Origin of the sequence: Bacillus sp. SA1-12 (assembly GCF_000981385.1) — a bacterium.
GTDB lineage: Bacteria > Bacillota > Bacilli > Bacillales > Bacillaceae > Metabacillus.
Genome location: NZ_LATZ01000128.1, coordinates 83,985 through 97,166, shown reverse-complemented (window position 1 = coordinate 97,166; position 13,182 = coordinate 83,985). Strand labels below are relative to the sequence as shown.

The 13,182-nt window shown below is 38.0% G+C and carries 11 protein-coding genes; 5 read left to right on the top strand and 6 right to left on the bottom strand.

Translation table 11 applies throughout. The annotated features are described in order from the left end of the window. Positions 1-111: 111 nt before the first annotated feature. A complete protein-coding gene (locus WQ54_RS24675) occupies positions 112-1,935 on the bottom strand; it encodes a sigma-54-dependent Fis family transcriptional regulator (protein WP_046588309.1) in 1,824 nt (607 codons plus the stop codon). A gap of 286 nt (positions 1,936-2,221) precedes the next feature. On the opposite strand from WQ54_RS24675, the gene WQ54_RS24670 reads away from it, so the two are divergent. Further along, positions 2,222-3,715 (top strand): peptide MFS transporter, encoded by a 1,494-nt coding sequence (locus tag WQ54_RS24670; RefSeq protein ID WP_046588307.1) that lies wholly within the window; start codon positions 2,222-2,224, stop codon positions 3,713-3,715. Positions 3,716-3,834: 119 nt separating this feature from the next. Here WQ54_RS24670 and WQ54_RS24665 read toward each other — a convergent pair whose 3' ends face one another. Together WQ54_RS24665 and WQ54_RS24660 are read right to left on the bottom strand one after the other, a co-directional pair. After that, positions 3,835-5,349, bottom strand: coding sequence for an acetyl-CoA hydrolase/transferase family protein (locus WQ54_RS24665; RefSeq protein WP_046588306.1), 1,515 nt, complete (start codon positions 5,347-5,349; stop codon positions 3,835-3,837). Between the two features lie 128 nt (positions 5,350-5,477). After that, positions 5,478-6,122 carry a LytTR family DNA-binding domain-containing protein gene (locus WQ54_RS24660; RefSeq protein ID WP_046588305.1) on the bottom strand — a complete coding sequence of 215 codons (645 nt, stop codon included), beginning with the start codon at positions 6,120-6,122 and terminating at the stop codon, positions 5,478-5,480. Positions 6,123-6,578: 456 nt separating this feature from the next. Here WQ54_RS24660 and WQ54_RS33945 point away from each other — a divergent pair, with 456 nt between their 5' ends. After that, a complete protein-coding gene (locus tag WQ54_RS33945; protein ID WP_156178132.1) occupies positions 6,579-6,746 on the top strand; it encodes a hypothetical protein in 168 nt (55 codons plus the stop codon). A 32-nt stretch (positions 6,747-6,778) separates the two neighbouring features. Here WQ54_RS33945 and WQ54_RS24655 read toward each other — a convergent pair whose 3' ends face one another. Then, entirely contained in the window at positions 6,779-7,228 is a 450-nt protein-coding gene (locus WQ54_RS24655) for an SRPBCC family protein (RefSeq protein WP_046588303.1), read from the bottom strand. Between the two features lie 179 nt (positions 7,229-7,407). On the opposite strand from WQ54_RS24655, the gene WQ54_RS24650 reads away from it, so the two are divergent. Further along, a complete protein-coding gene (locus WQ54_RS24650) occupies positions 7,408-8,205 on the top strand; it encodes a helix-turn-helix transcriptional regulator (protein ID WP_046588301.1) in 798 nt (265 codons plus the stop codon). A gap of 56 nt (positions 8,206-8,261) precedes the next feature. On the opposite strand, the gene WQ54_RS24645 is transcribed toward WQ54_RS24650, so the two are convergent. Next, complete coding sequence (locus WQ54_RS24645) at positions 8,262-8,621, bottom strand: DUF488 domain-containing protein (protein WP_046588299.1); 360 nt, start codon at positions 8,619-8,621, stop codon at positions 8,262-8,264. Between the two features lie 379 nt (positions 8,622-9,000). On the opposite strand from WQ54_RS24645, the gene WQ54_RS24640 reads away from it, so the two are divergent. Both WQ54_RS24640 and WQ54_RS24635 read left to right on the top strand, forming a co-directional pair. Then, a complete protein-coding gene (locus tag WQ54_RS24640; RefSeq protein ID WP_046588296.1) occupies positions 9,001-10,536 on the top strand; it encodes a DHA2 family efflux MFS transporter permease subunit in 1,536 nt (511 codons plus the stop codon). A gap of 207 nt (positions 10,537-10,743) precedes the next feature. Continuing rightward, entirely contained in the window at positions 10,744-12,174 is a 1,431-nt protein-coding gene (locus tag WQ54_RS24635; RefSeq protein ID WP_156178130.1) for a Na+/H+ antiporter NhaC family protein, read from the top strand. 317 nt (positions 12,175-12,491) lie between these two features. On the opposite strand, the gene WQ54_RS24630 is transcribed toward WQ54_RS24635, so the two are convergent. Continuing rightward, positions 12,492-12,914 (bottom strand): DUF1801 domain-containing protein, encoded by a 423-nt coding sequence (locus tag WQ54_RS24630; protein ID WP_046588293.1) that lies wholly within the window; start codon positions 12,912-12,914, stop codon positions 12,492-12,494. Positions 12,915-13,182: the final 268 nt, after the last annotated feature.

Genomic DNA, 13,182 nt, shown 5'->3' with positions numbered 1-13,182 from the left:
GAAGTGTGCCAATTTAAGATCATATGATTTATAGCCAAATCAATTGATTAAATTGTAGGGAAACCTCTACATCTGTAGATATTTTGTAGTTATAACACCACACTACAATGATCACAATCCGTATTTCTTCAGCTTTTGATATAAGGTTGTACGATGAATCCCTAAAAGCTCTGCTGCTTTCGATTTATTTCCTCCTGCATTTTTTAGCATTTTAATAATTAATTCCTTCTCCCGTTCATGACCAACCAATTTCGCCTCTTCTAACACCCCTTTCATGTTTAAAGCCGTTGCTTCCTTGCTAATGCGTTTTTCAAACCCTGTTAAGGAGTGCAATAAATCTTTCAATTCAATGATTGGTCCATCGACTAATGTAACCAGACGCTCAATGGTATTCACCATTTCACGGATATTCCCTCGCCATTCATAGTCCATAAAAGCGGAAATCGCTTCACGCGTAAATGATTTTGTTTGCATCTGATACTTATCGCAAATTTCTTTTACATAATAAGAAAGGAGGATCGGTATATCTTGCCTACGCTCACGAAGAGGCGGAATATGAAGATGAATAATATTCAGCCGATAAAACAAATCTTCTCGAAACTCTCCTTTTTCTACCATTTCCTTAAGGTCCCTGTTCGTCGCTGCAATCACTCTTACATTCATTTGATATTTCTTAATTCCACCGACTCTTTCTGCCTCCTTCTCCTGAAGAACCCGCAGGAGTTTTGTTTGCAGCATTAAAGGCAATTCCCCAATTTCATCGAGGAAGATCGTTCCCTTGTCTGCCAATTCAAATTTACCCGGCTTTCCTCCCTTCTTCGCCCCGGAGAAAGCACCTTCTTCATATCCAAATAGCTCTGATTCAAATAAATGCTCAGGGATTGCACCACAATTGACACTTATAAATGGTCCTGTTGCAAATGGACTTAAATGGTGAATGCTTTTTGCAAACATCTCTTTCCCTGTCCCGCTTTCACCAGTAATCAGGATCGTGGCCGATGTTCTTGCCGCTTTTCTCGCTAACCGCTTAATCATTGTCAGTGAATCACTAACACCAATTATTTGAGCAAGGGTCATGCGGCTATCTTTTTCCTTGTTTAAGGTAAATGGCCTTTCTACCATTTGACCTTCAACGTGACTCACTTGCAGCTTTTCATAGATTTTATAGATATCTGTTACCCCTTCAAAGATCAGCATTCCAATAGCTCCAACAACTTTTTCCTCTTTCAAAATTGGGATTCGGTGAACAACCATATCCTGTCCCTGTATATTTTGAATAACTCCACGCTCAGGAATCGCTGTTTTTACTGTGATATGCAGATTAGTATTTTCAATTACCTCTGATACATGCCTCCCAATTGCATCTACTCTTTTAATTCCTGTAAATCTGCTATAGGCATGATTAAACTCTTGTAAAATACCATTTTCGTCCACAACAGCTATACCCTCATAAGCACTTTCCAAAATGATATTGAGTGCCTCTGCACTATTTTGCCTTTGCTTAAGCTTATGAATATACTTTGAGAACCCGTCTAAAACATCTCTCTTTGTTAAAATTCCTAAAAGTTTACTAGTAGAGTCAACAACAAGAAACTGATCAAATGGCAAGGAAAAAACGTCTAATAGAGAATCAAACTGCTGTATTTTGGCAAAATGACGGTCTAATATGGTACTCTCTACTAATTGACCTTGATGTCCATTCAAAAAATAGGATAGCGCCTGTCGCAAGGTAATGATCCCCATTAACTGTGAATCATCATTGACAATTGGCAAACCGTCTATCCTATGCTCTATCATGACCTCTGCTGCTTCCTTTATCGTCTTGTTTCCGTTCATACAAAAAGGGTTCGGCGTCATCCAATTTTTCACCTGAAGGAGGCTTTCTATATTTATGCCATCTTCGCTAATATGAATAAAATCATGTACGTCCATCATTCATCCCCATTCCATCAAAAAATGATCATTACTATTACTACTATCTTATTAATCTATAGATACTTTTTAAAGCGTTTTCAAATATTGATCTAAAACTCCTGGTTCTTATTACATACAAAACACCAATAAACCTTCAAGAAAGCTTCAATTATTCTAATAAAACATTATAACTATTTACATTTTACTAAGAACAAGGAAATAACTAGTAAAATAGACTTGATTCGATTTTTTTTGACAATACCAAATCATAAAAGTATTATAGTAGAAGAACAAAGGAGGTTGAGTAATGTCAGACTTAAATAAACAGAAAATTGTGGCAAGCGTCCCTCAGAAAGGGTTTTTTGGACATCCTAAAGGACTTTTCACACTTTTCTTTACTGAGTTTTGGGAACGTTTCTCCTACTACGGAATGAGAGCAATCCTAGTTTATTATATGTATTATGAAGTTTCAAAGGGCGGATTAGGTATTGATGAAAACACCGCTCTAGCCATCATGTCGATTTACGGGTCATTAGTGTATATGTCCGGTATCATTGGCGGTTGGCTTGCAGATCGAATGTTCGGGACCTCAAATGCTGTTTTTTACGGCGGAATCCTGATTATGCTAGGTCATATTGTACTGGCAGTACCTGGAAGTGTTCCTATGTTTTTCGTTTCAATGGTTTTAATTGTCCTTGGAACAGGCTTACTGAAACCTAATGTTTCGAGTGTTGTCGGAGAAATTTACAGTGAAGAGGACAATCGCCGTGATTCAGGCTTTAGTATTTTCTATATGGGTATTAACCTTGGTGGATTTTTGGCGCCATTAATTGTCGGTACTGTGGGAATGAAATACAACTTCCACCTGGGCTTCGGGCTTGCTGCAGTTGGAATGTTCCTTGGATTATTAGTTTTTATCTTAACTAAGAAAAAAAATCTTGGTCTTGCTGGTACGATCATCGCAAATCCAATGTCACCATCAGAAAAGAAAAAAGTCTTTACTATTATTGGATTAGGTGCAGTTATTATCGCGATTATTCTTGCCATTACTATTCCAGCAGGCATATTAACAATCACTAGTTTTATTGCTCTGGTTGGTATTTTAGGGATCTTGATCCCAACAATTTACTTTATCGTGATGTACCGCAGTCCTAAAACAACGGCAGTTGAACGCTCACGAATTATCGCTTATATCCCATTGTTTATTGCTTCTGTCATGTTCTGGGCAATTCAAGAGCAAGGCTCAACTATTTTAGCAAACTATGCAGATAAACGAACACAATTAGATTTTGCAGGTATTCATATTTCACCTGCATGGTTCCAATCACTAAACCCATTATTTATTATCATCTTTGCACCTGTTTTTGCATGGCTATGGGTAAAGCTTGGAAATCGCCAGCCTTCCATTCCTAAAAAGTTCTCATTAGGTTTACTATTTGCTGGCTTATCATTTCTCGTTATTCTGTTACCGGCCTATATAGGCGGGGAGAATACTTTAGTTAATCCTTTATGGCTTGTCCTAAGCTACTTTATTGTTGTCCTTGGTGAACTTTGCTTATCACCTGTCGGACTTTCAGCTACAACTAAATTAGCGCCTGCTGCATTCTCGGCACAAACGATGAGCCTATGGTTCTTATCGAATGCCGCTGCACAAGCGATTAATGCACAGATTGTTCGTTTCTATACACCTGAAACAGAAATGGTCTACTTTGGTGTTATTGGGGGAGCAGCGATTGTTCTAAGTATTATCCTTTTCGCTCTATCACCAAAAATACAAGGCTTTATGAAGGGCATACGTTAAAAATTGTCTATCCTATTTAGATGATGTTACCATCATCTAAATAGGATTTTTTTGAATGGTAATTTTATATATTCTCTTTCACAACATCCGTTTATCTTATAAATATTTCCCAGGAGTTCTTACATTTTTAGTTCAACCTTTTCAAGCATGGTACCGTGCTTCATAAAATGAACATGCCAGGAAAAGGCCTTTTCTAACACATGTGGTGTTTGCCCGCCTCTTGCAAGAGCTTCTCCATAATAATCTCGTAATTGTTCACGATACAAAGGATGTGCACACCGTTCAATAATCAACTCAACACGTTCCCTTGGAGCCAACCCACGCAGATCTGCATACCCTTGTTCAGTTACCACAATATCCACATCATGCTCCGTATGATCTACATGAGAAACAAATGGTACAATGCTTGATATTTTTCCGTCTTTTGCAATTGATTTCGTTACGAAGATAGCTAAACGGGCATTGCGGGCAAAATCACCTGAACCTCCGATTCCATTCATCATTTTTGTTCCTGATACATGAGTTGAGTTAACATTCCCATATAGATCAAATTCCAATGCAGTATTGATTGATATTAAGCCAAGTCGTCGAATAATTTCAGGGTGGTTGGAAATTTCCTGCGGCCTCATGATCAATTTGTTTCGGTATTTATCAAAGTTATTGAAAACTTTTGCCATTTTTTCATCCGATAATGTGATCGAACAACATGACGCAAACCGAACCTTCCCTGCATCTATTAAATCAAACACCGCGTCTTGCAAAACTTCAGAATAAACCTCTAAATTTTCAAATTCAGAATCCAGCATTCCGTGAAGAACTGCATTTGCAACAGAACCAATCCCTGATTGCAGCGGTGCAAGACATTCCGTAAGTCGACCAGCCTTTATTTCTGTACGCAAAAATGAAATTAAATGCTTTGCCATTTCTTCTGTTTCGCGATCAGGCTGAACAATTGTAGAAGGTGAATCCAGCTGATTCGTAAATACTATTCCTTTAACTTTCTCTACCTCAATTGGAATCCCAATTGTACCAATACGATCGTTCACTTTTGTTAATGGTATTGGAGACCGATCACCCTGCTTTTCAGGCTCGTATAAATCATGGATTCCTTCTAAAAATTCAGATTGTGCCATATTGATCTCAATAATAATAGATTTTGCATGACGGACAAATGTTAATGAGTTTCCAATTGATGTAGTAGGAATCATCATTCCATTTTCAGTAATAGAAACCGCTTCCAAAATTGCGTAATCAATAGGCTCTAACACATTTGCCCTTACTAATTCTGCCGTATGTGATAAATGATGGTCAACAAATAAATGCTCTCCCCCATTAATCTTTCTTCTCATTGTCGAATCAGCTTGAAAGGGCAAACGTTTATGAATAATTCCAGCTTCCGCAAACTTTTTATCAATATCTGAGCCTAATGAAGCACCTGTATAAACATTTACCTTAAAATTTTCCCTTTTAGCACGCTTTACTAGCGCAAATGGAACAGCTTTTACGTCACCAGCACGAGTAAATCCGCTTAACCCCAAAGTCATGCCATCTTGGATCCACGATGCAGCTGTCTCCGATGATACGACTCGTCCAAGTAAACGCGGGTCTTTTATCCGACCGAAATAACTCTCCATACATCCACCCCTATTTCATCCTATTTATCATCATTTTAACGTAAGCGCTTTAAAACATGAGTGAATTAGGACGCAGAAAGGAAAAGGAAGGGTTAAAGCAGAAGAAATAAGACCTGAAGCAGAAGAAATTAAAAACCTAGCAGCTTTCTAAAATAGCTGGAATAAGACTGGCTAACTGGAATTCTTGCTTCATTATTCATTTCCAAAACAAATGTTGAATGGGTATCGGGATAGATTTCCTTTATATGATTGACATTGACAATAAATGAACGATGACACCGAATAAAAGATTCCCTTGGCAGCATATACTCAAATTCCTGAAGTGAATTTTTATGTGTACCTAAAAGCCGATTTGTGAATACATGTGTTTTACGGTCCTTTACCTCTAAATACTTTACATCTGAAAATGAAATAGGAACCCATCCATCTAGTGTTTTAACAGTTATAACTGATTTCCCATCCGTCACAGAAGGATAAATAGCCGTGACACAACCCTCAAGTTCACCATTGTAGTGAAAGGGAACAGCCATTCCATGATACGGAACTCCAAACACATCGCGCGAAATAAATTCAGATACCTTTTGATTGGTGAACAATGCTTTATGCGTGATGGTTTCTTCTCTAATAGGATCTCCCGGTCTGATCTTTAAGTCTATACGCTTGCTTGGCCGATAATAGATATATTCTTTTGTATTGGATACTGCAATTGATATTTCATCGGAGAATAGTTCACCAATGACATCTAAAAGAGAAATAATCGTAAACCTCTCCATTTTGATCACCTTTCTTCATAAATTGCTACCATTTTACTTTACCATGGTTTTACACTGGGAACGAACAGCAAAAAATTCAAGTTATTCTAACTACTTTTTCATTATTAGGTTTATTAATAGCCTGTTCTTCGTTTACACCTTAGAAAGTTTAAAATAAAATTACTTAATGAGGTGAATCTTTTAGATAATCATTGACTTAACAGTTTAAAAAAATGTCGGACACCTACAATGAACCATTTGATAACCTCAATCAATATACTATTTAAAATTATATTGAGCAGTAAGGAAGGACCTTGCCTGCCGATTAAATTGACTGAGCATATGGAATTAAAAGCTGCTACCATTTCTAATTGATTAACTCTCTCAAAAAAATGTTCTGGTGCAGACTGCCAAATCCTAAAGATGGACGAAATCAAAATGTTGACTTTACCGATATGGGAAAGGAACTTACTTTAAGTGCAAAGAGGAAAAAGACACAGAGTTCCTTATATCTTTGGAGGGATTGATGATGTATTTCTAGTAGGCACGATGATTGCCATCTTAGCTGTACCATTAACGTTTCTATTACGAAAAAAGAAAACGGGAAGTGTCGAATTGCTTAATCCAATTTCTGTTAACGACTAAAAGAAGGGGGACTGTCCCCCTTCCCTTTATATCTACCAGCCAAATTCCAATGCTTTTCCTGTTTCAGCCACTGTTTTGATATTGCTTAAAATCATCCACCAGTGCTGTTCTGCATTTTTTACGGAAGGATGGTTTTCTGTCCATTGATCATTTACCAAGGTTAATTTTGTACAACTTCCTACTGGTTCGAGTGTAAAGCTGACCCTTGATTCAAGTTCTTCATGGTTTGAATGATAAGACGGACCGGGATGTTCAAGGTAACTGATCAGTTTGAGGGGCTCATAAGCTAAAATTTCCCCATATACGTGTACTGTTTCCTCGCCATCATTTCCCGGTCCAACATACTCAAACCTTTCCCCTTTTTGAAAAGTTGATTTTAAGACACAGCCAAAGAAGGTCTTACGGGTTCCTTCAGGTGACATAAATGCATCCCAGACTTCCTCTGCTGTTGCACCAATGTAAAACTCATATTTTAGTTCCATACTTTTATCTCCTTTCCTTTATGTATGCAATTGCTGACATTACCAGATGTTGTTAAAATAATCATAACAGCTCTTAGAACATCCGTATTGTAAAAACGCGACAAGCAAACTGCCGGATTCCCCCCTTATCCCATACACCAAGTCTCCATCCGGTCATCTTTCATGTTAGGAATGATCAAATGACAGCACATCTCCCAAAGCCCAGTATGGGCATTCTAAATCTAAGTAAAGGCGAAGAGAAATATCTGCTGCAACGATATGCACCATCACCCGATATTAATTTTTTCGTGAAGCATTATTGGATTGTCAGGTGGGATCTTACTGGCCAGGATGCATACATACAGGATGTTATCCCGAACCCTTGCATCAATTTGGTCATTGAGAAAAACAAGTCAGCGATCTATGGGGTTTCAAAAACAAAAAACTCCCAGCTTATTGAAGGGAAAGGCATGGTTTTCGGTATTAAGTTTAAACCCGGAGGATTCTACCCCTTTCAAAAATCCTCCATTTCTCATCTGACCAATCGATACATCGGTCTAAGTCATATTTTTGATGTTAATGAAGCCGAGCTAGAAAATGAAGTTCTTCATTTGGATAATGTAAGAACGATGATTAATAAAGTGGAACATCTCATGATGAATAGGCTGCCTGAAAAAGATGAAAAGATTGTCTTTATTAACGAAATTATTGAACATATATTTGCAAATGATGCTATTACAAAGGTTGAAACCGTTTGTGAACATTTTAAGATTAACAAAAGACAGCTGCAGCGGCTGTTTGATAAATATGTTGGTGTTAGTCCTAAATGGGTGATCAAATTGTATCGGCTGCAAAACGCTGCTGAAAGAATCGACCATGGTCATCGTAATTGGGTAGACCTCTCTGTCGAGCTAAACTACTACGATCAATCACATTTTATTAAAGATTTTAAAGCTATCATTGGTAAAACACCTGAAGAATACGCAACCAAGGACTAGTCAATCCTTAAGGGTCAGCAAGCCCATGATTGGAGCTCAGTGACCCCTTGCTTTTTTTAAGGAACTTCCTGCTTATCCACCATTTCCATCAGGACTACTGCTTGATTATGCACCTGATCTTTTGCCGCATAAAGTAAAGTAACCGTCTCCTCAGCGGCCATTTCTCGAAGTTCCTTCACTAAGTCCTTTTTATCCTCACGTAATTCTTCTATATATTTCATTTTAAATGCCTCAAACTTACTTGGTTCATGATTAAACCATTTCCGTAATTGACTAGATGGAGCTACATCCTTCATCCAATGATCGATGTTTATTTCCTGCTTTGAAAGACCTCTTGGCCATATTCGATCAACAAGGACTCTGATGCCATCTTCTTTAGATGATTTTTCATAAGCACGCTTGATTTTCACCGGCATTAAAATCCTCCTCGATTTAGTACCCTTTTACATTATTATCTCATTATTAACGCAGGGATGAAAAATCCTTTCATGAGGCTTTTTTCTACAGCACTGGTTGACATCACTTAAAGGGAAAATAGTAGTACAGCGTTAATATTCGCAGGTGGAAAAGTTAACAAAGGTAAATCATTAACTGATCAAAATAAAGAGAGAATTATCGATCATTACGGGCAGTTTCCCCTGTATTTGTTAGATAACCCTTAAACTCAAAGTGAGGGGGTTGGGCTGCCCGTTAAAATTGGGATAAATCTTTTATCATATTTCATTTAAAAAGTTGAAAACATATTACAGAAAAGAGAAGACCATAAAAGATCGGTAAAAGGAGAGGAAATGAAAAATGACCACTGCTGAAAGTGTCTCAAATCAGCAAATGAAGAAAGGTGCCATTCTTACGGTTATGCTCCTAGGATCATTTGAGGCGATTTTAAACCAAACATTAATGAACGTAGCCTTGCCGGAAATGATGGAAGACTTACATATATCTGCAAATACAGCACAATGGCTGTCAACAGGCTATATGCTTGTGAATGGCGTATTAATCCCTGTTACAGCCTTCTTAATTGAGCGATTTACGACTAGACAACTTTATTTAATAGCAATGGGATTATTCTCAATCGGCACTTTAATCTGTGCGCTTTCTCCTACCTTTACTATTCTTTTAACCGGGAGAGTGGTTCAGGCAGCAGGTGCGGGAATCCTTATGCCTTTATTAATGATGGTTATTTTAACGATCTTTCCAATCACTAAACGCGGCCAGGTAATGGGATTGATTGGGCTCGCAATGACCTTTGCTCCAGCTATCGGGCCGACCCTTTCAGGCTGGATTGTACAAAATTATTCATGGCGGATATTATTCTATATCGTTTTACCAATTGCTGCGATTGATTTCATCATTGCAATTATTCTTCTAAAAAATGTTACAGACCAATCGTATCCGAATATTGACCTTGTTGGCATCGTCCTGTCTACATTGGGATTTGGCGGCTTACTATATGGATTTAGCAGCGCTGGAAACTCAGGATGGGGAAGTTTCGAGGTTATCGTATCGATCCTTGTCGGAGTGATGGCATTAGCCTTATTTATTTGGCGGCAAATGAGGGCTGATCATCAAATGCTGGAGTTCAGAGTGTTTAAATATAATATGTTTACTCTTACGACGATCATTAATGTCATTATCACAATGGCGATGTTTGCCGGCATGATTTTAGTGCCGATTTATTTGCAAACGATCCGTGGCTTCACTCCGCTTGAATCAGGATTTTTACTCTTGCCAGGTGCAATATTAATGGGGATTATGTCTCCGATTACAGGCTGGATTTTTGACCGGGTTGGCGCACGGTGGCTTTCTATTATCGGATTGGCCATCACCACTGTTACCACCTGGGAATTTAGTGAACTAACAGATTCCACCGCCTATACTTTTTTATTACTTATTTACACAGCAAGAATGTTCGGAATGTCACTGCTGATGATGCCGATTATGACTGCGGGACTAAATCAACTCCCACAGCGATTAAATGCACATGGAACAGCAATGTCCAACACGTTCAAACAAATTTCCGGAGCACTCGGTACCGCATTTCTTGTCACTGTCATGTCCAACCAAACGGAAAAGCATGTAACAGAACTAGCCACTGCTTCTGGTATTACATCTGATGCTAAACAACAAATGGCTTTAATCGTCAAAGAAGCAACCATTAAAGGAATTAATGATGCTTTTGTGGTTGCTACCGGCTTTTCGTTATTGGCTGTTATCCTCGCATTTTTTATAAAAAGGGTGAAACCTGAAGAAGATGAGAGACAGGAAACCATCAAAAGGCAAAAAATAGAGCCGCATAAATTGGCTTTGAATGAACGATTAAGCGAGACTTAACAGATCTTTCGGACAGTAATCTCCCACTCTTCTTAGCTTCATTTTTTCTCAAAACGCGGTTTTATCGCATTAGGATAAATCTAAGAAGGGCAGTCTTAAAGGCAGCCCTTTTTGCATTTTTACTTGTAACTGTTCTACTCAAAAACCTATATCCATGAATGAAGCAACTAAAAATGGAGAATTTAAAGGTAAAAGGAGCGTGGGAAATTGGAGCAATCTTGGTTTTCTTTACTGCCATTTCTTATTGTTATTGCTATGTCCATTTGGTTAAAGAAAATTTTGCCTGGTCTTGTGTTGGGACTTATCCTTGGTTCATTGCTAGTCACTTTTGATTTATTAGATGGACTGCAACAAACAATAAAATATATTGTCAAGACATTATCAGATCCAACAAATATTAATATCATCGGATTTCTTTACCTTTTTGGCGGTCTCGTCGGCATGATGAAAATTTCTGGGGGAATGAAGGGTTTTTCTGAGTGGGTTGGCAAGAAAATTAAGTCACAGCGCGGTCTGTTAAGCCTTATTTGGCTGACACTTCCCTTTACCTTTATGATGCCAATGTTTCGAATTATGATGATTGGTCCCATTGTTCAATCGATCATGGAAAAAATGAAATTATCAAAGCAAAAAGTTGGCTTTGTAATGGATGTTTCCACTGCTTCAGTCATTGTGCTCTTACCTGTAGCCACAGCATTTGTTGGCTTTATGGTATCGTTAGTGGAGGCAGGCATTCAGGAACATCAATTAGACATGTCTCCATATCACGTGTTTTTACTTAGCATTCCGTTTAATTTCTTTGCCATCAGTATGTTAGTGATCGGGATTTTGAAAACATTTTGGCCATCTTCTAAAAAGGCGGAAAAGCAAAACGATCATCAAGATCATCACCACCATGAACATGAAGCCCATCCTTATCACGGGATAGGATTAAAAGAGGAACTATCTATGGTAAAAGCACAACCATGGAATTTAATCATTCCGCTTATTTTGCTCCTCGGCCTCTCCTTATTTCTTTTATGGCTAGATGGCACTTCAAAAGGGGCAAAAACTATTTTTGAGGCCTTTTCAAAGGCTGATTCAACATTTATTATGCTATTAGCTATATTTATTACCCTTGTGTTAACATTCGTTTTTTACATATTTCGCAAACAGCCGTTGGACGAAATTCTGTATCATTTCTTCGATGGCGGAAATCAAATGATGCAAGCGATCATTCTGCTTGTACTTGTCTGGTCACTGACATTAACAGCAGAGGATTTAGGATTTACATCCTTTATCAGCTCAACCTTAGGAACATTTTTGCCTGCATATGTTATTCCGGCCATTATATTTATCATTGGAGCGGCTGTCGGCTATTTTATCGGATCTTCTTGGGGAACCTGGGGATTGTTTATGCCGTTGGGCATGACACTGGCTACCGCAACAGGTGCATCAATTCCCCTTACAGTAGGTGCTGTATTTGCGAGCGGCTCCTTTGGCGCTTTAACCTCACCTTTAGGAGATACAACGATTACAACTGCATCCATTCTCGAGATGCCGCTTGTTGATTATGCCAGGTATAAATTAAAAATTGCTTCAATAGGCTGTGCAATTGCTACAGTCTTATATCTTGCAGCTGCCTTCTTCTTTATTTAAGCTGGGGAGACTGTCCCCCAACCCAATTGGTTAGGATGATTGTCCCGAGTTAGCCTTATTATTTCCTGTGAAATAGTCAGATTTCTTTTAGACTAAAACATTCCGGCAAAACAGCCAAAATCACCAATATCGGCTAAAAACTATTAACCAACGCATTTAAGGCTGTAAAATCCAAAAGCAAGGCACCTAATTAAAAAATTATCATCCTTCTTAATTAACTGTACTTATGCCTAACTGTTCATAAATCCCGCGAAAAATAAGCGTTTTAACGCTATGAATGAATAAAAAAAGCGAAACAGCAGTGTTTCGCTTTTTGGTCATTGATCTGGATAAGTTTCTCTTAAAAACTTTATAGATTGAAGAATTAACTTCTTTAAAATCTCTATATCAATATCATCTACTTTATTGATATAGACACATGCTTTTCCTGTTGTATGTTTCCCAAAATCTTTTAATAGTTCTTCCCGCTCTGTGTCACCAGTTGCAAAATACAGGCTGATTTTTGCCTTCCTAGGTGAAAAACCGACTAGCGGTGCATCACCTTCATGACCTGTTTTATATTTATAATGATATTTTCCAAATCCGATAATGCTTGGTCCCCACATCTTCGCTTCACAGTCAGACGTTTCTGTAAAAATATCCAATAATTTATAAGCATCCTCACGTTTCTTTGGACTTTCAACCTGTTCAATAAACTCGATCACATTGCTGTCGGTTTCTTTTGTTTTTAGTTCATACATAAAGATAACCTCACCCTCGTTATTTTTTGGTTTCGCTGATATCTTCGTTAATAAGTTATTTGTGGGTGGTGTTTAGGATAATTTTACTGATAAACTGAGGGGCTTGCTAAATTAATAGTGATTAACACTTAATTATTCGCCAGTTCTGTCAAGATACAAGCTCCCCCTCTGAAATAACAACTTCCCCTTTACCAAACACCATACATTAAGTCTAATTCTACTTATTCAACCTCCTCTATATTACCTCCTCTATAGCATGAATGGAAAT